Origin of the sequence: Micromonospora noduli, from assembly GCF_003264475.1 — a bacterium.
GTDB classification, from domain to species: domain Bacteria; phylum Actinomycetota; class Actinomycetes; order Mycobacteriales; family Micromonosporaceae; genus Micromonospora; species Micromonospora noduli.
Map to the genome: position 1 here is coordinate 84665 of NZ_PYAC01000001.1, position 20633 is coordinate 105297.

The following is a 20633-nucleotide window of genomic DNA, read 5'->3' on the forward strand; positions in this document are numbered from 1 at the left end:
CGATGACGACAGCGGCACAGCGACCGGCAACTCTCGAGGACGTGGCCCGGGTCGCCGGGGTGTCCCGGTCCACGGCGTCGCGGGTGATCGCCGGCACGGGCTTCGCCTCGCCGGCCGCCCGGAAACAGGTCACGGCAGCCGTCGACCAGCTCGGCTACGTGCCCAACCCGGCCGCCCGGGCGCTGGTCAGCGGCGGGGGCGGCGTACGCCTGGTGGTGGCCGTTCTGGGCACCAGCGCCGCGGTGCTGGACGACCCGTACGTGCACCAGGTGGTCGGCGCTGCCGCCCGGGTGTGCACGCCCGCCGGTGTCGGGGTGGCGCTGTACTGGCTGCCGTTCGGCGACCCCCGCAGCCTCGACCAACTCGACGGGGATCGCAGCGTGTGCGGGGTGATCCTGGTCAACACCACCGAGGAACTGCTGGAGGCGGTGCCCCGGTCGCTGCGCGGTCGGGTGGTCTCGATCGGCGTCGGCTCGGCGACAGTGCCGTCGTTCGACGTCGACAACGCCGCCGGTTCCGAAGCGGTGCTGCGCCATCTGTACGCCTCGGGTCGCCGCCGGATCGCCATGGTGACCGGCCCCCGGTGGCTGCCCTGCGCGCAACGCCCGGTGCAGACGTACCGCCGACTGATGGCTGAGGCCGGCCTACCGGAGCGGATACTCCCCGGGGACTTCAGGGCGCCGCGTGGCCGGGCGGCGGCCGGCGAGGCGCTGCGCCGCTGGCCGGACATCGACGCGATCTACGCGATCAGCGACGACACCGCGCTCGGGGTGATCGCGGGCCTGCGGGACGCCGGTGCGCGGGTGCCTGCGGACGTCGCGGTGGCCGGCTTCGACGACATCCCCTTGGCCGGGTTGACCGCCCCGGCGCTGACCACGGCGAGTCATCCGGTGGGGCGGATCGCCGCCGCCGCGGCCACCGCCCTGCTGGACGGGCGCCCGGCGGCCCCGGTGACCCTCTTTCCGTCCGCCCTGGTGGCGCGGGCCAGCGCCTGAGCCGACGCCCGGTCGAGCACACTGACGGTTAACCCCGTACGGGCCGGGTAACCGCGTCGGACCTTTCGTCCACCGTAAGGAGCGCCGACCCGTGTCCGACTCCGCGCCGTCACACTGGGACCCGGCGCCGAGCCCCCGGGACGGCCGGTTGACCGCCCGCCGCCACCCGCCGGTGGCGTCGGGCCGCACCGGGCTGGTGCCGATGACCGGCCCCGACGGTGACCGGCTGGCCCTGGGGTATGCCCCGGAGCCCGCGACCGACGGTTCGGCGTACCGGTTGGTGCTGCTCCTGCACGGTGCGGGCGGTTCGGCGCAACAGGGGCTGGACCTGCTGTTGCCGGTGGCGGACGCGCAGCACCTGCTGCTGGTCGCCCCGGACTCGTCGGCGGCCAGTTGGGACCTGATCGCCGGTGGCTTCGGGGCGGACGTGGGGCGCATCGACGGGCTGTTGGCGACCGTCTTCGACACCTACCCGGTGGCCGACGTGACGGTCGGCGGCTTCTCCGACGGCGCCTCGTACGCGCTGTCGCTGGGCCTGGCGAACGGGGATCTGGTTGACGCGGTGCTGGCCTTCTCCCCCGGTTTCGCCGCGCCACCGGTCACCCACGGCCAGCCACGGATCTTCATCTCGCACGGCGTCGACGACCGGGTGCTGCCCATCGACGTGTGCAGCCGCCGTCTCGTCCCCCGCCTGCACGATCTCGGCTACGACGTGACGTACCAGGAGTTCCCCGGCGGCCACGACATCCCCGCCCCGATCCGCGATTCCGCCGTCGCCTGGCTCACCGCCCATCCTCCACGGGCAGGGAACCACAGTTGAGCGGTGCGGCCGTCAGACCGGCGGGAGGCCGAGGGCGTCGTCGACGCGGGCGAGGACGGCGGCGTCGTCCTCCGGGTTGACGCCCCGCAGCAGGTCGATGGCCGTGGCCCGGACCTGACCGATGATCATCGCTAAGGGGAGGGTCTGCGTGGGACCGAAGAGCTGCCCGGCGGCGTGCACCGCGGCCAACGCCGACTCGTCGGCCCGGGTGGCGTGCCGGTCGGCGGTCTCCTCCTGCCCGTCCAGGTCCGCGGCGAGGGCGGCACCGGCCTGACGGACCGCCTCGGCCAGTGACCGTAGGGCGGCGCCCAGCTCGGGCGGGGCCGGAGTGTGCAGCCGGCTGAGGGTCACGCCCGCACGGGCCAGCACCCGGACGTTGCGGACCGCGTAGTCGATCTGCCGGATCGACTCGTCCACCGAGCGCAGCCGACCGATGTGCCGACGTCGGCGGACGTTGAGCCGCAGCGCCTCACCGGCGGCCAGCACACCGTCGCGCAGTCCGTCCACCCGGGCGTCCATCCCCCGCGCCTGCCTCAGCGCGGCGACCGCCGCCGGCTCGTCGCGGTCGTCCAACGCGTCGGCGATGCCGCCGAGCAGCCCGGCCAACTCGTCGAAGGTCCGCCGTACCTCGGCGACCAGCGGCGCCAGCGGATGCCGGGCGTCGACCAGCAGGCTGGCCGCGAGGGCGACCGCGCCGCCGACCAGCGCGTCGACGAAGCGGAACGGCACCAACGAGCCGTCCGGCGGTGCGACCACCACCAGGTAGAGCGCGGAGACCGCCGCCTGCACCAGCGTCACGCCGGTGGCGCCGAAGGCCACCGCGAGGAGGACGGTGAGCAGGATGACGGTGAACACCGTCCAGGTGCTGCCCGGGCCGAGCGCCTGCACCACCAGGTCCGCGACGAGCACCCCGGCGGCGACACCGAGGATGACCTCGACGGCCCGGCGGATGCGCTGCCCCCGGGCCTGCCCGAGGACGATCAGCGCGGCGGCCGGCGCGAAGAAGGGCTGCGGGTGCCCGAGCAACCGGGTAGCCAACAGCCATGCCACGGTCGCCGCGACGGTCGCCTCCAGCACCGGCCGCCAGCCGTGCCGCAGCCGCCCGCCGGCCGTCCGCAGGCCGCTGAACCGCACCATTCCCAACCTCTCCCACCCACGCCGACCGGCCCGCCGCCCCGGCCCGCCGCCCCGACCCGACGCCAGGCCGCCGGGCCGCCAGGCCGCCAGGCCGCCAGCTCACCACACCCGCCACCGGCGCACGCCGGCACGCCGCCAACCCGCGACGCCACACCACACCGCACCGCGCGGCACCACACCACACCGCACCGCCGGCACGGCACGGCACCACACCACACCGCCGGTACGGCGCCGCACGGCGCCGCACCGCACCGCACCGCGCGGCGCGGCGCGGCGTTGTCAGGTCAGATCACGACAGACACCACCACCTCACGACGGCACACCGCCAAAGGTTCGACGCCACGCCGCCGGCCCACCGCAGCACGCCGTCCGCTCCCCCTTTGGAGCTGATGCCGTGAACGAATCAGGCTCGATGTCGTAAACGATTCAGCTCCAAAGGACCGGCCCACGGCACATGCCGGCAGCCCACGGCATCCCGGGGCGATCGTCTCCCATCACGCGTCGGACCTGATCACCGGGCTGCTTTCGACCAGCCCGAGTGCCAGCGCGCCGACGCGCCCGCACGCAGCCAGGCCCGCACACCACCAGACCCACGCGCCGTCAGGCCCGCACACCAGCGGGCCTGCACACCAGCGGGCCCGCACACCAGCGGGCCCGCACACCAGCGGGCCCGCACACCAGCGGGCCCGCACACCAGCGGGCCCGCACGCCACAAGAGCCGGGCCACCGTCGGGTCCGCGCGCTGCCGGACCCGCACACGACAGGGCCGCCGACCCGCTCGCCGAACGGCGCCGGTCGGGTCAGCTTCCGGTGAGGGCGCGCAGCAGCGTACGGACGGCGGCGCTCAGGTCGGCCCGGCTGGCCGCGGTACCGGGCGGTGGGGCGCTGAGCGCGCCAGCGCCGGCCAGTCGGTCGAAGAGCAGCCCGTCCACGAATGCCACGAACTGGTCGCCCTGCCGATCGGGGTCGGTGGCCCCGGCCCGGGTCAGCAGGTCCCGGGCCTGCACCCGCAGGCCGGTGCCGTGTTGCAGGATGCCGCGCAGCTCGGGCCGGTGCACCGCCTCCAGCAGGCACGCGTAGCGCGCGAGGCTCCGGCTGCGTCCGGTGCTCAACCAACGGTCGAGCACCTCAGCGACGCCGGCGGCGAGCGCGTCGAGGTCGCCGCTGCCGAGCCGGGGGGCAGGGGTCGGGGGTGGCGGGCCGGTCGGCAGGTCGTACGCGGCCAGGTCGGCCCGGTCCCGTTCGGCGAGCCGCCCCACGACCGCCTCGATCAGCGCCTGTCGGGTCCGCAGGTACGCGGAGGTGGTGCCCGGCGGCATTTCGGCGCGGCCGTCGACCGCCCGATGGGTCAGGGCTCGCATGCCACCGTCGGCGATCAGTTCGATGGCCGCGTCGGTCAGCGTCGCGATCCGGTTCGCCCGTGCCGTCATGGCACTCCTCCCTTCCGGTGGTCCGCAGGTAGTATCACTCTTCTACAGGTGTAGAAGGAGGATCGACATGGTCGACTCACACGCGGTGGTGGTGGGCGCCGGCATCGGCGGGTTGAGCGCGGCGCTCGCCCTGCACCGGCACGGGTGGCGGGTCACCGTGCTGGAGCGCGCCCCCGAGATGCGCGAGGTCGGCGCCGGCCTGAGCCTGATGGCCAACGCGGTGCGCGCGCTGGACGCCCTCGGCCTCGGTCCGGCCCTGCGCCGGGGTGGACACGGCGAAGCACCAGGTGGAATCCGCAACCGGCACGGACGGTGGTTGTCCCGGGTGGACGCCTCGGAGATGGTCCGGCAACTGGGCACCACGGCGCTCGGTGTGCACCGGGCCACGCTGCACCGCACCCTGCGCGAGGCCCTGCCCGCCTCGTCCCTGCACACCTCCGCCGCGGTGGAGCACGTCGAGTCGGGCCCGGACCGGGCCGAGGTGCGCTATCAGGGACCGGACGGCCCGCACACCCTCAGCGCCGATCTGGTGGTCGGCGCCGACGGCCTGCGCAGCCGGGTCCGCGCCCAGCTCTGGCCGCAACACCCCGGCCCGGTGTACGCCGGATCGACGACGTGGCGAGCGGCCATCGCCTATGCCGACCCGGTCCCGGCCGCCATCAGCTGGGGGCCGGGGGCCGAGTTCGGCATGGTGCCGATCGGCGACGGCCAGCTCTACTGGTACGGCGCGCTGAACGCCCCGCCCGGCGGCCATGCCCCCGACGAGCTGGCGGCCGTGCGGGAGCGCTTCGGCGACTGGCACGACCCGATTCCGGCGCTTCTCGCGGCAACCCCACCCGACGTCGTGCTGCGCAACGACATCCACTACCTGGCCGTGCCGCTGCCCTCGTACGTGCGGGGGCGAGTGGCGCTGCTCGGCGACGCGGCCCACGCGATGACGCCCAACCTCGGGCAGGGCGCCGGGCAGGCCATCGAGGACGCGGTGGTGCTCGGCGCGGTCTGCGGCGGCGGCGCCGAGGGGTTGCCGGCCGCCCTGGCCGCGTACGACGAGCAGCGTCGACCACGCAGTCAGTCCGTTGCCCGTGCCTCCCACGTCGCTGGGCGGTTCGGGCAGCAGCTGCACAACCCGATCGCTGTCGGGATGCGCGACACAGCGTTGCGGCTCACCCCGGGCCGGGTCGCCCTGCGCAGCATGGCCCGCTACGCGGACTGGCGACCGCCAGCGGGCTGAGCCGGCCCAGCGATCCGGCCGGTGGCCAGGGCGGCGTACTCCGCCGAGGCGAGGAACTCGGTCAACACCTCCACGGTGCCCGGCGTCCACGGACGACCGTCGAGCACCTCGGCACCCGGGACGAAGAGCATCGCCGCGCCCTCGCCGAGCACCACGTCCTCCTGCCGGGCCCTGGTGCTGCCGAGGAAGTAGTGCTTCACCCGGGCCAGCTCGGGCAGCGTCTGCACGGCGACCGGGTGCAGTGGCCCGTCGGCCCGCAGGCCGGTCTCCTCCAGCAACTCCCGCTCGGCGGTCTGCTCCGGCGTCTCCCCCGGCTCGCCGTGGCCGCCGGGCAGCCCCCACACGTTCGGGTGGTGCGTCGCGTCGCCGTCGCGCAGTTGCAAGAGTAGCTGCCCGTCGGGATCTACCAGCAGGACGCACGCGACAATTCTCATCCGACCAGACTACGGCCGGCGAGGAACCGTCGTGGCCCCAAAGCTCCAGAATAGTCATTCGGATCGCCGTCGGGGCTAATCAAAGGCGACAGTGCGCCGGTACAATCGGCGACTTCGTTGTGACCGATCGCTGACTGCTGATGGTGAAAGCGATCACACACACTGAGCCCATGAACAGGAGAGTCAACCGCGGTAGGGCACTCCGCGTCGCGGTGTGCCTCCTTCTTCTCGCCGCGTTGAGCGGCTGCATGCAACTCAACATGGGGTTGACCGTCAACGCCGACGACACGGTCGACGGGCAGCTCCTGCTGACGGCCCAGAAGTCCGTGCTGAGCGGCCGTAACAAGAACCTCCCGGTCGCCTTCGCGGAGTTGCGGCAGAACATCCCCGCCCTACCGGCGGGCGAGGAAACCCTCTACCAGGACGCCACTTTCTACGGCTCCCAGATCAGTTACCGCAAGGCGCCGCTGGCCGGTTTCGACACCGAGAGCGTGAAACTGGTCAGGGACGGCGATCTGTACCGCTTCACGCTGCCGCTCGATCCCAAGAAATATGGCGGAAAGGTTGCGGAACAGAATCCGCAAAACCAACAGGCGTTCCTCAAGCTCATGTCGTTCGAGATCTCGGTGACATTTCCCGGCCGGGTGATCGACAGCAATGGCACCGTCAACGGCCGTTCGGTCAGTTGGAAGGTCGATCCCAACCAGGAGAAGCCAGCCGAGCTGCGGGCCGTGGCCGAGGCGCCACCACGACCGTCCACCTCGCCTGTTGCCGCCGGCGAGCAGGACGACGGCGGATTCCCCTGGCTACTGGTCGTCGGCGGTGTCCTCCTCCTGCTGCTGCTTGCCGCGGTGGGCGTACTCCTGGCTCGCCGCCGTCACCCCGCGGCGCCGGCTGCGCCCGGTCCGACCCCGCCGCCGGGCCCGCCCGCCGGCGCCCCGGGGCCCGGCTGATCCATCTGGTGGCCGGCTCAGCCGGCCACGCCCGGCCCCGGCCGCCCCCGAAACGACGGCGACCGGCCCCGGTGCTCCCCGCAGGGCACCGGACCTCACCACCACCACATCCCGGTCGCACCATCGCAGAAGGGGGATCGTCATGAACGATCTCTTCACCTGGGCAGCCCTGGGGACCATCGCCGGCGCGAGCGCCGCCACCCTGCTGGCCACCAACGTCATCGGCGGGCTGATCGGCCCGAGCGGCGACAAGCTCCGCAAGTGGATCGCCATCGCCATCGCGCTGCTGCTGTCCTACGTGACAGCGGCATTCGCCGACGACGCCGGCGGCGAGAAGTGGATCATCGCGTTCTTCAACGCGCTGGTCATCTTCTCCGCCGCGCTCGGCGTCAACCAGTTCCCGCCCGGCAACCGACAGGCGACGCCGACCCAGGTCGCGAGCGGTCGTGAGCCCCGAGTCTTCCGTTCCTGGGTCTGAGGGGTGCTGTCATGGTCTTCGGAATTCTCAGCGCAGCCATTCAGGTCGGCTTCGCCGCCCTGCTCGGCTTCCTCGCCGGTGGCTCGATCGGGCTGCTGATCGGCGCCGTCGTGGGCCTGGTGGTCGGCGCGGTCTTCGGCTGGTCGGTGGCCTCCGCCGGGGTGTACGCCTCGGACGCCCGCGGCATCTTCCTCTTCGTCGTCGACCACACCTGGAGTCTGCTCAACACTGTCGTCGGCGCCATCTACCTGACCGTGCACCTGATCTTCGGGCACTCACTGGACCGGCCCACGTCACTGAACAGTGGTCGGGTCAGCGTGGTGGAGGGGGTCTCACCCCGCTACGCCACCACCATCGGCACCGTCTGCGCCGGCTCCAGCTCCGGCATCCAGCGGCACGAGGACGTGCACATCTTCCAGGGCCGCCTGCTCGGGCCGCTCTACATCCCCCTCGTCCTGGCCAACTACGTCCTGTTCACCATCGCGCCGGTGTGGCTGCTCTACCACGACCACACCAACGCGCCGATCAACCGCTTCACCCGGTACTTCGAGATCGGCGTCTACCCGCACGTGTGGAACGAGGCCATCGCGTACCGGATCCAGGGGACGCCGCCGCGATGACCACCCACGGGCGCGGGCCGATCGAGACCGCCACCGCCGAGCTGGTCGCCTGGGTGACCAGCGCGGCGGGGGAACCGGTCCCGGTCGGCCCGCCCCGCGCGTGCGACGACGCCGACGGGCTCACCCTCTGGCCGATGGAGCTGCGCCCGGCCCGGCAGACCCGCTCCAGCGGCGCGGTCCGCGAACCGTACCGGTTCACTGTCCGCCACCTGCTCTGCGTCACCGGTCCGGCCGGGTTGCCCCGGCTGGACCGGGTGCTCACCGCCGCGACCAGCGACGGCAGCTACCCGGTCGTGCTGGAGGCCGGTGATCCACCACTGTGGGCGGCCTTCGGCACGGCGCCCCGACCGGCGCTGCTGATCGATGTTGCGGCGCAGGTGGACCACCCGACTCCGGCCGCGCCGCCGGTGCTGCAACCGCTGCGGTTGCGGCAACTCGACGTACGCCGCCTCAGTGGGCGGGTGGTCGGCCCCCAGGAGCAGCCACTGGCCGCGATGCGGGTCGAACTGCCCGGCACCGGGTCCGCCACCCGCACCGACACCGAGGGCCGGTTCCTGATCGTCGGCGTCCCGCACGACCCCGAGCACCCGAGCCCGGTCCGGCTGCGGCTGACCGGACGCGGGCTCGTCCTCACCGCCGACGTCGACCCGGCCGAGGACGACATCGTCATCGTCTGCGCGCCACCGACCCACTGACACCCACAGGCACAGGAGGACCGATGCCCAGTTACTTCTCCCCCGGCATCTATGTCGAGGAGGTCCCCAGCGGCGCCCGACCGATCGGGCCGGCGAGCACCAGCATCGCCGCCTTCGTCGGCGTCGCCCCGGACCGCTCCGCCCACCTGGGCAAGGCGGTGCCGGTCAACAACTGGACGGAGTTCCTGCGGCTCTTCGCCGGTGGGGAGCGGGTGGAGAGCACCCCGCTGGCCCGGGCGGTCTTCGGCTTCCTGGACAACGGGGGTGCCCGCTGCTGGGTGGTCAACGTCGGCGAGGGTGGCGCGATCACCGGCACCGGGCAGCGGCGCGGCGGTCTGCAACTGCTGGAGGCCGTCGACGAGATCTCCATCATCGCCGCGCCCGGTTTCCACGACGTGGTGTCCCACGAGGCGCTGCTCAGCATGGCCGAGCGCACCCGCACCATGGTCGCGATCTGCGACCCGGCACCCGACATCGACGACATCTCCGCGTTGACCCGGGTCGCCACGCCGTCCTCCGGCAAACCCCCCAAGCCCGCCGAGGGTACGGGCGGCGGCGCGGCCGGCGGTCCCGGCGGCGGTCCGGCCCAGCCGGGTGGCTCCGGCGGCCACGAGGGGGCCGCCTACCGGCCGCGACAGTCCGAGTTCGGCGCGTTCTACTACCCCTGGCTGCGGGTGCGCGACCCGATCAGCGGCGAGTTGGAACTCACCCCGCCGAGCGGGCACCTGGCCGGCATCTGGGCCCGCACCGACGCCCTGCGCGGGGTGCACAAGGCACCGGCCAACGAGCCGGTGCGCGGCGCCGTCGACCTGGGCTACCTGGTCACCCGACCGGAACACGACGTGCTCAACCCCAAGGGTGTCAACGTGATCCGCTACTTCGCCGGCGAGGGCATCCGCGTGTGGGGCGCCCGTACGCTCGCCGCCGAGGCCAGCGAGTGGCGCTACCTCAACGTCCGACGCCTCAGCATCGCCATCGAGCAGGCCATCGCCAACGGCACCCGGTGGATGGTGTTCGAGCCCAACGACTTCACCCTCTGGCGTTCGATCCGGCGCGACATCGGGGCGTTCCTCACCCGGGTCTGGCGGGACGGCGCGCTGCTGGGACGCAGCCCCGAGGAGGCGTTCTTCGTCAAGTGCGACGAGGAGACCAACCCACCGGACGTCCGCGACGCGGGCATGGTGATCGCCCACATCGGCATCGCGGTCGTCAAGCCCGCCGAGTTCGTGGTGTTCAAGCTGAGCCAGTGGGCCGGCGGCACCGAGACAGAGACGATCGGAGGCTGACATGCCCACCACCGCCACCCCGCAACCCGGGGCCCCGGTCGACCCGTACCGGGCGTACAACTTCCGACTGCTCATCAACGGCGTCACCAACGGCCACTTCACCGAGATGACCGGGTTGGAGGTGAACATCCCCGGGCAGCCGTACCGGGAGCACGGCCTGGGTCGGATGCGGATGGTGCCCGGTCAGGCCGAGTACGAGCCCGTGACGCTGCATTTCGGCCTCACCGCCTCCCGCGAGTTGTGGGACTGGGTGAACGCCACCGCCCAGGGCACCCTCAACCGGCGCAACGTCTCGGTGGTGCTGCTCGACTCGGTCGGGACGGCCGAGGTGCTGCGCTGGAACCTGATCGACGCCTGGCCGACCCGGTGGCGCGGGGCACACCTCAACACCCTCAGCCACGAGATCGCCATCGCCTCGCTGACCCTGCGCTACGAGGGCCTGGAGCTGGAGACCGGCGGTGCCACCGCGCCGACGCCCGCGTAGCTGGCTGGCCGGCCGGCTACGCTCGGCGGCCGGGGCGGTGCAGCGCCTCGCCGGGCGGGTCGAGCCCGCCGGCCACCTTCCGCAGCCGTCGCAGACACCCGAGGCGACACCACGCCGTTTCGGGGAGCCGCCGCGGCACTGGCTGGACCTGGTCGCCGCCCACGCGCCCGGTCTCCTGCACGACCTGGACCTCGACCCGTCCCCGACCGGCAACGCCGAGGCAGGGGCCCAGGGCGGGCGGCAGGGCGAATCGACCGGTCGGGTCGACGCCGACGGTGCGGACCCGGTCGCTGACGCCAGGTCCGGCGGGTCCGGCAGGCTCGGCGGGCCCGGCAGGCTCGGCGGGTCCGGCGGGCTCGGCGGGTCCGGCAGGCTCGGCAGGTCCGGCAACGCGGGGGACGTGGGTGGTCCCGGTGCGAGCGGGGACAAGGGGCCGACGAGGTCGCGGGCCGAGGGCCGAACCGGGAGGTCGGGCCGCTCGTCGCGGGCTGGTGACCAGCCCGACGGTACGGGGACCGGTGCTGCCGGCGACCGGACGCCTTCGTCCAGCTCGGACCTGACAACCCTGCCGGGGGGATCCACCTGGCCGGACCCCTCGATCCCGCCAGCCGGTTCGACCTGGCCGGCGGGACCGGGGGCGGCGGTGCCGCCGGTGGGCCGGGCGCCCCGCGGCGACACCACAGCCCTCGACAGCCCGGCCTCCGACACCACGGCCGTCGACGCGAGCGGGCTGGCCCGGACGGACGGCCCCCGACAGCCGGTCCGCTCCATGGTCTTCGGGCCGCACAGTTCGCCGAGCGGCCGCCCGCACCAGGCTGAGGCCGAAGCCACCCGAACCACCTCACACCCGCAAGTGGACACACGGTGGTCCGGCGAGGTTGACCACGGGCTTTCCACCGGCTCGTCCGCCCTACGACCCACCGCCGACCGGCTCTCGGGTGGTCGCGACGGGTTCCGGGGCGACTCGGACGGTCAGCCCTCGCCCAGGGAGGACCAGAGCGGGCGCCTGCGTGGCGATGCACCGAGCGCGACCCGGACGTCGCCAGTGGACGCGGTGGCTGTGCACCGCCTTCTGGGCGGGCCGATCCGGGGCGGGGTCGACGCGTCCTGGACCGGTTCGACGGCGACGAGCGCCGGAGACCCGTCGGCCTCTGCGCGCGGCGACCTGGATCGCCTCGCGGACGGTGGCCCCTGGCTGGCCCTGCCCGGCGAACCGGCACCACCCGGACACCCGGCCGCGCTGCGCGACGCCGGGACGGGAACGCCCGGCGGCGGACGAGCGACGGGCATCGACGGACCGCCCAACGCGGCGGCGCGGAGCGTCGACCCGTGGCCGGCACTGCCGGACGACACCACACTGTGGTCGGTCGCCGGCGCGGCGGTGGACACCGCCCAGCTGACCCGACTGGACCGGGAACAGGCGGGTGACTGATGGAACGCGTCGCCTTCCTCATCGACTCCTCAGGCGTTCGGGTGGACTGCCTGCTCAACCCGGAGACCGTGCAGGTGACCCGGCTCGCCGGCGTACGGCAGCGGGGTGCCGGCGGCGGGCAGCTCACCGGGTCCGGTCTGGCCGACGATCCGCTGGTCTTCACCGGCGGTGGCCGTACCGAGCTGGTGTTGGACCTGCTCTTCGACGTCGACTTCGTGGAGGCGCAACTGCGTCCGGCCGACGTCCGGGTGCTCACCCGTCCGCTGTGGATGCTCGCGGAGAATTCCACGGCCGAGCACGGTTGGCTACGGCCGCCGTTGGTCCGGTTGGTCTGGGGCAAGACCTGGAACGTGCCGGGTGTGATCATCGCGGTGGCGGAACGGTTCGACGCGTTCACCGGCACCGGGTCGCCCCGGCGGTCCTGGCTGCGGCTGAAGCTGGTCCGCGCCGCCGAGACGGCCGATCAGGCCGAGGCCGGCTTCGCCGAGGAGTTGGCCGCCGCGAGCACCCCGACCGCCGCGCCGGGCAGCGCGGTCATCGCAGCCGGTGACGGCGCTGCCGAGCCGGGTCGCTCCGGTGTGCGTTTCGACCTGCTGGCCAACGACGCGCTGGGCTCACCGCTGCGCTGGCGGCTGCTGGCTGAACACAACCGGATCACCGATCCCCTCGCCGTGCCGGCCGGCACCACCCTCGCCGTCCCACCGAGCGCCGGCACCGGTTCGGCGACCGGGTTGGCGCGGGCGGTGGCGGGCGCGGTGGGCGCGGGAGCGTCGTACCTGGGCACCTCGGTCGTCGGCGCGCCGTGGGACGCGGCCACCGGCCCGACCGGCGCCGCTCCGAGCGGGTCCAGCAATCCCCGGGGTACGCCATGACCAGCGTCGCGCCCCGGGCGTTGATCGTCCTGCTCGACGGCGTCGAGCTGGTCGGCGCGGCTCGTCAGCGGGTCCGCTCACTGCGGGTGGCAGCCCGGCTCAACCAGCCCACCCAGGCCGAGCTGGTCCTCGCCACCACCGCCGGGACCGGCGCGTTCGACCCGGCGGTGCGCCCCGGCACGGCGCTCGACGTACGGCTCGCCGACCACGCGGACGCCCTGTTCACCGGTGAGGTCACCTGCGTGGAGGTGGAGTACGCCGCCGACGGGGCGGCGGTGCTGCGGCTGCGGGCGTACGACCCGCTGCACCGGCTGCGCAAGCGGCAGGGGTTGCGGGTCTTCACCTCGGTGACCGCCGTCGAGCTGGCCCGGGAGCTGTGCGGCGCGGTGGGTCTGGCGGTGACCGCTGATGTCGACGGCCCTCGGTTGGAGCGGCTGCTCCAGCACCGGCACAGCGATCTGGAGCTGCTGCGCGAGGTCGCCGGCCGGGCCGGGCTGCACCTGGCCCCCGACGGTGACGGCGTCCGACTGATCACACTCGCCGGCTACGGGGAGCCGGTCGCGTTGACGCTCGGCGCGGGGGTGCACACAGTGCGGCTGTCCACAAACACCGACCAGGCCAGCGGTGCCAGCGCGGCCCTGGGCTGGCACCCGCAGCGGGCCGAGGTGATCAGCCAGCAGGTCGACGAGGCGCGCTGCGGCCGACCCGTCGACGACCGCCCGGACCCGGCCGGCGTGGGCGCCGACGGCGTTCGCACCGCCGTGGACCAGCCCGGCCGCAGCGACGACGAGTTGGCGGCGCTGGCCCAGGCCCGGCTGGACACCCGCGCGGCGGCGCTGGCCACGGCCGAGGGGGTGGCCGAGGGCGATCCGGCGCTACGGCCGGGGCGCCGCGTCGACCTCGGCGGGGTGCCCGACCCGGTCGCCGGGACGTACGTGCTGACCGAGGTGGTGCACACAGTGGATGGCAACGGGCACCTGACCCGTTTCTCCACGGTGCCGCCGGCCACCCCGGCGACCCCGACCGGCGGGGCGATGGTCACCCTCGGCAGCGTCACCGACGTCGCCGACCCGGACGGGCTGGGGCGGGTCCGGTTGACCCTGCCGGCGTACGGGGAGCTGGACGCCGGCTGGCTCGCCGTGCTGTGCCCCGGGGCGGGACCGGGCAAGGGTCTGGTGGCGCTGCCCGATCCGGGTGACACCGTGCTGGTGGTGCTGCCCGGCGGCGAGCCGGCCTCGGGCATCGTGCTCGGTTCGCTGTTCGGCGCCGTCGAGCCGTACGACGCGGGCATCGACGACGGAAAGGCCCGCCGCTGGACGATGCGCACGGCCGGCGGGCAGTCGATCGTCGTCGACGACGTGCGGCGCAGTCTGCGGCTGGGCACCGAGGGCGGCAGCTTCCTGGAGCTGACCCCCGACCTGGCCACCCTGCACGCGGCGTCCGACCTGGTGATCTCCGCACCCGGCCGGGCCATGGTGGTGCGCGCCCGCAGCGTGGACTTCCTGCACGCCGACTCGACCGAGGACCCGACCACCGCGGCGGAGCAGGCCCGTTCGCTCGCCCGCGCCCACCACAAAGGAGGCGGCTGATGCGCTGGATCCACAGTGACTCCGTGATCACCTGCGATCACGACGGCCGGGTCGAGAACCGACCCTCGCGGCAGTGGGTGACCGTCACCGGTGTGCCCGTGCTCGTCGATGACGACCCGGAGGGACGCACAATCGTTGCCTGCCCGAACTACGGCCCGACCATCAAGCCGTGCACGACGACGCTGACCGTCCGGGTCGGCTACAGCGACTGGGTTCGCGTCGACGGGCACCGGGTGGTGCTGTCGCACCTGGAGGGGTTCACCAACGGCACACCGCCGGGGCTGGTCAAGCACACGGTGCGCGACCCCCGCCAGCAGTTCCTGGGGGCGGACCGATGAGGGCCTTCCGCTTCGTCGGCGCCGGCTTCGACGCCGGCCGCACCGGCGGGTTGGCGCTCACCGCGGCCGGCGGCCTGGCGATGACCGAGGGCGACGAGAGCGTACGGCAGGCGCTGTTCCTGCTCCTGTCGACCACCCCGGGCGAGCGGTTGATGCGACCCGGGTACGGCTCCCGGCTGCACCGGTTGGTCTTCGCGCCCAACGACGACACCACGGCCGGTCTGGCCATCCACTACGTCCGGCAGGCCATCGCCCGTTGGGAGCCCCGGGTCGAGGTGATCGACGTGGACGCCGGGCCGGACCCGGACGACGCGTGGCGGTTGGTGATCCGGTTGGACTACCGGGTGCGGGCCAGCCTGACTCCCGGGCAACTGGTCTTCTCCGTGGATCTGCTCCCGGTCGACGAGCCCGCCCAGGGAGGAGCGTCATGACGCTGCCCGTGCCGCACCTGGACGATCGCGGCTTCCTCGACCTGGTCACCGAGGCCCGGGAACGGATCCGCCAGTCCTGCCCGGCGTGGACCGACCTGTCCGCGCACGACCCCGGCATGGCGTTGGTGGAGACGTTCGCGCACCTCACCGAGGTGATGATCTACCGGTTGAACCAGTTGCCGGAGAAGGCGTACGTCTCGTTTCTGAACCTGCTCGGCGTCACCCGGCACGCGCCGACAGCGGCCTGGGCGGACGTCCGGTTCACCCGTACCGGCACCGACCGCGGCGCGGTCCGGATCCCGGCCGGGCTGCGGGTCGCCGCGGCCCGGGGCGCGGACCCTCGGCCGGTCGTGTTCGTCACCACCGAGCCGACGCTGCTGCCCGCCGACGAGACGTCGGTGACGGTACGGATGCACCACTGCGAACCGGTCGAGGCGGAGTTGCTCGGGGTGGGCACCGGCCAGCCGGGGCAGGTGCTGCGCGCGACGCACGCGCCGCTGACACACACCGCCGAGGCGCTGGACCTGCTGCTCGGGGTGGAGGTGCCGGCCGGCACTGTCGAGCTGGGCGCGGCGGCCCGCGAGCACGACGGTCGCACGTTCGAGATCTGGCAGCCGGTGGACAGCTTCGCCGGGCTCGGTCCGCAGGCCAAGGCGTACCTGGTCGACCGTTGCTCCGGCACTGTCATCTTCGCCCCTGCCCTCGACCTGCGGCCCGCCGCCGGGGCGACGCCGCGCGGCGAGGTCGCGGCCGACGCGGCCGCGCCGGCGAGCACCGTGCCGCCGGTGACCGTCGCGGCGGTGCCGCCGGCCGGACGGCAGATCCGGCTCTGGTACCGCGCCGGTGGTGGGCCCACCGGCAACGTGGCGGCGGGCACGCTGACCAGCCTGCGCGACCCACTACCCGGGGTACGCGTGGACAACCCCACCCCGGCGGCCGGCGGCCGGGAGATGGAGGCGCTGGAGTCCGTGCTGCTGCGCGGTCCGTACGAGTTCTTCGCCCAGCAGCGGGCGGTCACCGCCCGCGACTTCGAGGTCCTCGCGACCAGCTCCGGCGCGGTGGCGCGGGCGCGGGCGTTCACCCGCGCGGCGGTGTACAGCTTCGCCCGGCCGGGCGAGGTCGAGGTGGTGCTGGTGCCGTACGTGCCGGAGGCGGCCAGACCGGGCGGTCGGCTGCCGGTTGCGGTGCTGCGCGAGCACGAGGTGCCCGAGGCGCGCCACCGGGTCGAGGCGGACCTGGAGGAACGCCGGATGGTCGGCATCCGCTCCCGGGCCACCTGGGCGCGGTTCAAGGCGGTGTCAGTGCGGGCCCGGGTGGTGGTCCGCCGCGAGGAGGATGTGGACGCGGTCCGTCGTCGCATCCACGATCGGCTGCACCAGACGTTGAGCCCGCTGCCCACCGCGCTCAACCCGACCGGCTGGCCGTTCGGCGAGCCGCTGCGGGCGTCCAACGTGTACCGGCTGCTGGAGCACGCCGAGCCGGGGGTGCGCTACGTCGAGTCGGTGCGGTTCGTTGTCGACGAGGCCCCCGACGCCGACGTCCGCGCCCTCGCCGTGGACCAGTACCAGCCGCGCACCTGGTACGCCGGGCGCGGCCCGGTGCTGTTCCGCTCCAGCAACGGCGGCGCGGGTTGGGAACCGGCCGGTCGCTTCGACGACGAGACGGTGCTGCGGGTGGCACCCGCTCCCGCGCCGGTACGGCCGGGCATCGTCGCGCGTCCCGGCTCGGTGGCAGTGGTGACGCTGCGCGCCTCGGGCGGCTCCCGGGTGCATCTGAGCAGCGACCTGGGCGAGACGTGGTCGCTGCTCACCGACCTGGACTCACGGATCTCCGACGTGGCGTGGCTGGACCGCGACGGCGCGGGCGCACTGCTGGTGGCCACCGACACCGGCCTGTACGAGGTGTCGCTGCTGCCCGGGGCGGTGCCGTTGCAGATCCTGGTCGACCCGTCCGACGCCGACCGGGGCTTCTACGCGGTCCGCACGTTCGTCTCCGAGCGGGGAGCGCCGGGGGTGGCGGTGGCCGCGCAGGCCAGTTTCGGGGTGTACCTGTCGACCAGCGGCGGCCGACCCGGCAGCTTCACCCACGTCGGTCTGGCCAACGTGGACAACCGGGTCCTCGCCGTGCAGTACGACGGCCCGGCGACCCTGCTGTGGAGCGGCGCGGGCGAACCGGATCCGAAGAAGCCCGGCCAGGGCTGCCACCGCACCCGGCTGTTCGAGTCCGACGTGAAGTGGCAGTCGATGCAGGCCGGGTGGCTCGGCGGAACCTGCCGGGACCTCGCGTTCACCGGTCAGCAGGCGGTGGCGGCCACGCAGAGCGGCGGGGTGCTGCGGCTGGACACCCTTGCCGCCCAGCCGCAGTGGCAGGCGGTGTCGGTCAACTGCGGGTTGCCGTTGCGGGACCGGACCCGGTTCGTGCCGGTCGACGCCATCGCGGTGAGCGGCCCGACGGCCGCCAGCGTGACAGCCGGCGACACCGGCACGGCGGAGCGGTTGATCCTGGCCAGCGGCGAACGTGGCGTGCACCGCAGCGCCGACGCCGTCACCTGGACGCCCAGTGCCAACCAGGCCACCGCCGACGTGGTGACCGTCCCCGATACCTGGCTGCTCTGCTCCGGCGAGCACGACATCGAGGTGGTGCGCCAGGATGCGACGCTCGGCGATTGAACGGCTGCTGCCCGCCGCCTACCAGCGGGCCTGCGTGCCGGGCAGCGTGCTCTGGGCGCTGCTCGACGTGATGGAGGGGTTGCACGCCCCGGACGAGGCGATCCTCGCCGAGGTGGACGCGCTGTTCGACCCGTACCGGGCGCCGGACGGGCTGGTCGTGCGGTTGACCCGCTGGGTGGCCATGGACCATGTGGTGGCCTCGCCCCGGCCGGACACCCCGCTGCCGCTGCCGGTGGGTCGGCTGCGCGACCTGGTGGCCAACGCCGCCCTGCTGGCCCGCTGGCGCGGCACCCCCTACGGAATGCGCCGCGCCCTGGAGCTGGCCACCGGGATGTCGGGCTTCGCCATCGACGAGCCCGCCGAGCGGGCCTTCCACGTCGTGGTGCGGGTACCGGTCGCCGCCGCCGGTCAGCTCGCCGTGATCACCCGCATCGTCGAGGCGGAGAAGCCCGCCTCGGCCACTGTCGAGATCGTCCTGGAAGAGGAGTCGTCATGACCACCGAGTGGGCGGTCGTCGCCGCCGCCGAGCAGTTCACAGTCGACCCGCGCAACAGCGGCGAGCTGACCTTCACCGTCTCCAACCCGGGCAACGCGCCGGACACCGTGGTGTTCGACGTGGCACCCGGTGACGGCTCCCAGCGGGCGTGGTTCACCGTCGCCGAACCCCAACGGGTGGTGCCCGGCCAGGGCTCGGTGTCGTTCCTGGTCAAGCTCGCCGTGCCGGCCGGCACCCCGCCCCGCCGCTACGACATGACCGGGTTCGCGTACTCGGCGAACACCGCGCCGGAGGAGAGCTCCCGCTCCAGCGGCCGGGTCACGTACGAGGTGCGGGCGGTCGCGCCGCCACGGCGTACCCCGTGGTTGTGGATCGCCGCCGCGGCGGCGTTGGTGCTGGTGGTGGTCGCCGTGGGGGTGGTGTTGCTGACCCGCGACGGCGAGCCGGCCCCCGGCGAGCCGCGGGTGGTCACCGTCGAGGCGGAGAGCCTGGTGGAGGGTGCGGTGATCAAGTCGCCGCAGAACAGCAAGGCGGCCGTGGGCGCGCAGCCCAACTGCTGTGGGGTGACCTGGTCCGGGGACAAGCAGCTCTTCTTCACGGGGCTGGCGATCGGCGATCAGGTCACCGTGACGGTGCAGATCCCGGCCGACGGCACCTGGCGTTTCGCCGCGGTACGCACCACGGCCCTCGACTACGCCAACACCGTCTTCGCCATCGACGGCAACCAGGTCGGCGGCACGTTCCTCGGCTTCACGCCGACGGTGCGGAAGACGGAGTTCCTGGACGTCGGCGCGGTCCGGCTCGCCAAGGGCCCCCACCAGGTCACGCTGCTGGTGGTCGGCAAGACACAGGGCACGAACTCGTACTTCGCCGGGGTGGACACGATCCGGTTCACCGAGATCGTGGCGCAGGCCGTGGCGCGATGAGTGGTCGGCAGAAGGCGTTGCTGGGGCTGTTCGCCGTCCTGCTGGTGGCGCTGTTCGTGGTCGCGGTCGGCGCGGGCCGCGACGACCAGGGTGATCCGGGGGCCCGGCACGGGTTCGTCGACCGGTTGGGTGCGCTGGGCGGCGAGCGGTCCGCTGTGGACCCGGCGACGGTCAGCGCCGACTGCGCCGACGAGACGGGTCGGCTGGCGTTCTCCGGCAGCTGCGTGGTGCGGGTCGCGGACCCCGGCGGGCTGCGCACCCTGGTGCTGCGCAGCGCGGCGCGGTTCACGGTCGTCGCCCCGGCACCCGGCGACGCCGACCTCACCATCCGCGACGAGGTCGAGCCGGCGGCGGACGGCACCGGCGCGGTGGCGAAGATCGCCGTCGACCAGGCCACCGAGGTGGGCCTGGTCTGCCCCGGCCTGGGCGGCTGCACTGTCGTCGTGGCCACGTCCTGACCCGACCCGGACTGAGAGGAAGGTGCCGCCGTGGGTGATCTGCGCAAGCCGTTCCTGCTGCTGGCCATGCTCGCCATCGTCCTGGCGATCGGGGTGGAACTCGGCGCCGGGCTGCTGCTCGGCGGCGGCGACGCCGGTGCGGCCCTCGCGGACAGCGCCGGCGCGCTGGACGTGGAGATCGACGACGTGTCCGGTGTCAGCGAACCGTCCGGCCGGGGCACCGGCTACCTGGCGTTGATCGACGCGGTGGCGGTCTGGAGCACCGGGCTGTTCTGCCTGGGCCTGCTGCTGCCCGAGCGCGTGCAGGGCCGGGTGCAGGGCGTCGCCAGTCTGATCTTCTCGATCATCCTGATCATCGTCGGGCTGGTCGCGCTGGTCGTCGCGTTCGTGGAGCTGTCCATCATGGTGTCGCTGTTCCTGGCCGTTCCGTTCGGCACCCTGGCGTACCTGGCGCTGTGGGGGTTCTTCCCGGTCGGCGAGGCGGCGGTGCTGCTCGGGCTGGTGCTGCTGCTCAAGCTGGTGTGGGCCGGGATGCTGGTGCTGGCCCAGCCGCGCTTCCTGCAGAACAAGGGCCTCGTCCTGCTGATCCTCACCACAGTGCTGTGCACGGTCGTGCTGGAGTTCCTGCACAACCTGGTGCCGGTGATCCTGGTCAGCATCGTCGACGACGTGGCGGCGCTGGTCTTCGCGATCATCGCGATCATCTGGGGGCTGGTGCTGTTGATCGGCTCCATCCCGGCGATCGTCAAGGCCATCCGAGTCACCGCCGCCCTACCAGCCCGCACCAGCAGCCCCTCGTCCCGTTGATCATGAAGTTATTGCCACTCCGCGCGGCGTGTCATGGCAATAACTCCATCAT

22 protein-coding genes are annotated in these 20633 nt (G+C 73.5%); 19 read left to right on the forward strand and 3 right to left on the reverse strand.

The genetic code is table 11. The features are described 5' to 3' along the window. Positions 1-2: 2 nt before the first annotated feature. Positions 3-995: a LacI family DNA-binding transcriptional regulator gene (locus tag MED15_RS00375; protein ID WP_112727161.1), complete on the forward strand. Its 993-nt coding sequence runs from the start codon at positions 3-5 to the stop codon at positions 993-995. A 91-nt stretch (positions 996-1086) separates the two neighbouring features. Further along, positions 1087-1815, forward strand: coding sequence for an alpha/beta hydrolase (locus MED15_RS00380; protein WP_112727162.1), 729 nt, complete (start codon positions 1087-1089; stop codon positions 1813-1815). Between the two features lie 12 nt (positions 1816-1827). Here the strand turns inward: MED15_RS00380 and MED15_RS00385 are convergent, their stop codons facing one another. Further along, complete coding sequence (locus tag MED15_RS00385) at positions 1828-2952, reverse strand: FUSC family protein (protein ID WP_112727187.1); 1125 nt, start codon at positions 2950-2952, stop codon at positions 1828-1830. Between the two features lie 800 nt (positions 2953-3752). Continuing rightward, a complete protein-coding gene (locus MED15_RS00390) occupies positions 3753-4382 on the reverse strand; it encodes a TetR/AcrR family transcriptional regulator (protein WP_112727163.1) in 630 nt (209 codons plus the stop codon). Between the two features lie 67 nt (positions 4383-4449). Here MED15_RS00390 and MED15_RS00395 point away from each other — a divergent pair, with 67 nt between their 5' ends. Beyond that, positions 4450-5613: an FAD-dependent oxidoreductase gene (locus tag MED15_RS00395; RefSeq protein ID WP_112734534.1), complete on the forward strand. Its 1164-nt coding sequence runs from the start codon at positions 4450-4452 to the stop codon at positions 5611-5613. On the opposite strand, the gene MED15_RS00400 is transcribed toward MED15_RS00395, so the two are convergent. Continuing rightward, complete coding sequence (locus MED15_RS00400; protein WP_112734535.1) at positions 5583-6047, reverse strand: NUDIX hydrolase; 465 nt, start codon at positions 6045-6047, stop codon at positions 5583-5585. The genes MED15_RS00395 and MED15_RS00400 overlap by 31 nt on opposite strands. Before the next feature lie 260 nt (positions 6048-6307). On the opposite strand from MED15_RS00400, the gene MED15_RS00405 reads away from it, so the two are divergent. From MED15_RS00405 to MED15_RS00485, 16 genes are all read left to right on the forward strand, one after another. Further along, the gene (locus tag MED15_RS00405) at positions 6308-7000 is read left to right on the forward strand and encodes an LppM family (lipo)protein (protein ID WP_225855409.1); all 693 of its coding nucleotides are present in this window, start codon (positions 6308-6310) and stop codon (positions 6998-7000) included. 142 nt (positions 7001-7142) lie between these two features. Further along, complete coding sequence (locus MED15_RS00410) at positions 7143-7478, forward strand: hypothetical protein (protein ID WP_112590221.1); 336 nt, start codon at positions 7143-7145, stop codon at positions 7476-7478. 11 nt (positions 7479-7489) lie between these two features. After that, the gene (locus tag MED15_RS00415) at positions 7490-8098 is read left to right on the forward strand and encodes a glycine zipper family protein (RefSeq protein ID WP_091398481.1); all 609 of its coding nucleotides are present in this window, start codon (positions 7490-7492) and stop codon (positions 8096-8098) included. Beyond that, positions 8095-8793 (forward strand): carboxypeptidase-like regulatory domain-containing protein, encoded by a 699-nt coding sequence (locus tag MED15_RS00420; protein ID WP_112603933.1) that lies wholly within the window; start codon positions 8095-8097, stop codon positions 8791-8793. The genes MED15_RS00415 and MED15_RS00420 overlap by 4 nt, the downstream gene beginning before the upstream one ends. Before the next feature lie 23 nt (positions 8794-8816). After that, positions 8817-10079 carry a phage tail sheath family protein gene (locus MED15_RS00425; RefSeq protein ID WP_112590216.1) on the forward strand — a complete coding sequence of 421 codons (1263 nt, stop codon included), beginning with the start codon at positions 8817-8819 and terminating at the stop codon, positions 10077-10079. A 1-nt stretch (position 10080) separates the two neighbouring features. Beyond that, entirely contained in the window at positions 10081-10563 is a 483-nt protein-coding gene (locus tag MED15_RS00430) for a phage tail protein (RefSeq protein WP_030327509.1), read from the forward strand. Beyond that, positions 10538-11995: a hypothetical protein gene (locus MED15_RS33325; RefSeq protein WP_167457538.1), complete on the forward strand. Its 1458-nt coding sequence runs from the start codon at positions 10538-10540 to the stop codon at positions 11993-11995. Before MED15_RS00430 ends, MED15_RS33325 begins: the two co-directional genes overlap by 26 nt. Then, on the forward strand, positions 11995-12867 hold the full coding sequence (locus tag MED15_RS00445) for a CIS tube protein (protein WP_112590211.1): 873 nt from the start codon (positions 11995-11997) through the stop codon (positions 12865-12867). Before MED15_RS33325 ends, MED15_RS00445 begins: the two co-directional genes overlap by 1 nt. Continuing rightward, positions 12864-14456 (forward strand): contractile injection system protein, VgrG/Pvc8 family, encoded by a 1593-nt coding sequence (locus tag MED15_RS00450; protein ID WP_112734910.1) that lies wholly within the window; start codon positions 12864-12866, stop codon positions 14454-14456. The genes MED15_RS00445 and MED15_RS00450 overlap by 4 nt, the downstream gene beginning before the upstream one ends. Next, entirely contained in the window at positions 14456-14794 is a 339-nt protein-coding gene (locus MED15_RS00455) for a hypothetical protein (protein WP_112590209.1), read from the forward strand. The genes MED15_RS00450 and MED15_RS00455 overlap by 1 nt, the downstream gene beginning before the upstream one ends. Next, positions 14791-15225, forward strand: a complete 435-nt coding sequence (locus tag MED15_RS00460; RefSeq protein ID WP_030489705.1) for a GPW/gp25 family protein — start codon at positions 14791-14793, stop codon at positions 15223-15225. The genes MED15_RS00455 and MED15_RS00460 overlap by 4 nt, the downstream gene beginning before the upstream one ends. Continuing rightward, on the forward strand, positions 15222-17894 hold the full coding sequence (locus MED15_RS00465; protein WP_112734538.1) for a putative baseplate assembly protein: 2673 nt from the start codon (positions 15222-15224) through the stop codon (positions 17892-17894). Before MED15_RS00460 ends, MED15_RS00465 begins: the two co-directional genes overlap by 4 nt. Next, positions 17875-18390, forward strand: coding sequence for a phage tail protein (locus MED15_RS00470; RefSeq protein ID WP_091398506.1), 516 nt, complete (start codon positions 17875-17877; stop codon positions 18388-18390). Before MED15_RS00465 ends, MED15_RS00470 begins: the two co-directional genes overlap by 20 nt. Beyond that, the gene (locus tag MED15_RS00475) at positions 18387-19316 is read left to right on the forward strand and encodes a hypothetical protein (protein ID WP_112603939.1); all 930 of its coding nucleotides are present in this window, start codon (positions 18387-18389) and stop codon (positions 19314-19316) included. The genes MED15_RS00470 and MED15_RS00475 overlap by 4 nt, the downstream gene beginning before the upstream one ends. Further along, the gene (locus MED15_RS00480; protein WP_112734539.1) at positions 19313-19774 is read left to right on the forward strand and encodes a hypothetical protein; all 462 of its coding nucleotides are present in this window, start codon (positions 19313-19315) and stop codon (positions 19772-19774) included. The genes MED15_RS00475 and MED15_RS00480 overlap by 4 nt, the downstream gene beginning before the upstream one ends. A 30-nt stretch (positions 19775-19804) precedes the next feature. Then, the gene (locus tag MED15_RS00485; RefSeq protein ID WP_112603943.1) at positions 19805-20581 is read left to right on the forward strand and encodes a hypothetical protein; all 777 of its coding nucleotides are present in this window, start codon (positions 19805-19807) and stop codon (positions 20579-20581) included. Positions 20582-20633 lie beyond the last annotated feature (52 nt).

Bases quoted from the DNA above. Each gene is read 5' to 3' on its own strand.
- MED15_RS00375 (WP_112727161.1), top strand. From the start codon at position 3: ATGACGACAGCGGCACAGCGACCGGCAACTCTCGAGGACGTGGCCCGG.
- MED15_RS00385 (WP_112727187.1), bottom strand. From the start codon at position 2,952: ATGGTGCGGTTCAGCGGCCTGCGGACGGCCGGCGGGCGGCTGCGGCAC.
- MED15_RS00390 (WP_112727163.1), bottom strand. From the start codon at position 4,382: ATGACGGCACGGGCGAACCGGATCGCGACGCTGACCGACGCGGCCATC.
- MED15_RS00395 (WP_112734534.1), top strand. From the start codon at position 4,450: ATGGTCGACTCACACGCGGTGGTGGTGGGCGCCGGCATCGGCGGGTTG.
- MED15_RS00400 (WP_112734535.1), bottom strand. From the start codon at position 6,047: ATGAGAATTGTCGCGTGCGTCCTGCTGGTAGATCCCGACGGGCAGCTA.
- MED15_RS00405 (WP_225855409.1), top strand. From the start codon at position 6,308: ATGGGGTTGACCGTCAACGCCGACGACACGGTCGACGGGCAGCTCCTG.
- MED15_RS00410 (WP_112590221.1), top strand. From the start codon at position 7,143: ATGAACGATCTCTTCACCTGGGCAGCCCTGGGGACCATCGCCGGCGCG.
- MED15_RS00415 (WP_091398481.1), top strand. From the start codon at position 7,490: ATGGTCTTCGGAATTCTCAGCGCAGCCATTCAGGTCGGCTTCGCCGCC.
- MED15_RS00420 (WP_112603933.1), top strand. From the start codon at position 8,095: ATGACCACCCACGGGCGCGGGCCGATCGAGACCGCCACCGCCGAGCTG.
- MED15_RS00425 (WP_112590216.1), top strand. From the start codon at position 8,817: ATGCCCAGTTACTTCTCCCCCGGCATCTATGTCGAGGAGGTCCCCAGC.
- MED15_RS00430 (WP_030327509.1), top strand. From the start codon at position 10,081: ATGCCCACCACCGCCACCCCGCAACCCGGGGCCCCGGTCGACCCGTAC.
- MED15_RS00445 (WP_112590211.1), top strand. From the start codon at position 11,995: ATGGAACGCGTCGCCTTCCTCATCGACTCCTCAGGCGTTCGGGTGGAC.
- MED15_RS00450 (WP_112734910.1), top strand. From the start codon at position 12,864: ATGACCAGCGTCGCGCCCCGGGCGTTGATCGTCCTGCTCGACGGCGTC.
- MED15_RS00455 (WP_112590209.1), top strand. From the start codon at position 14,456: ATGCGCTGGATCCACAGTGACTCCGTGATCACCTGCGATCACGACGGC.
- MED15_RS00460 (WP_030489705.1), top strand. From the start codon at position 14,791: ATGAGGGCCTTCCGCTTCGTCGGCGCCGGCTTCGACGCCGGCCGCACC.
- MED15_RS00465 (WP_112734538.1), top strand. From the start codon at position 15,222: ATGACGCTGCCCGTGCCGCACCTGGACGATCGCGGCTTCCTCGACCTG.
- MED15_RS00470 (WP_091398506.1), top strand. From the start codon at position 17,875: ATGCGACGCTCGGCGATTGAACGGCTGCTGCCCGCCGCCTACCAGCGG.
- MED15_RS00475 (WP_112603939.1), top strand. From the start codon at position 18,387: ATGACCACCGAGTGGGCGGTCGTCGCCGCCGCCGAGCAGTTCACAGTC.
- MED15_RS00480 (WP_112734539.1), top strand. From the start codon at position 19,313: ATGAGTGGTCGGCAGAAGGCGTTGCTGGGGCTGTTCGCCGTCCTGCTG.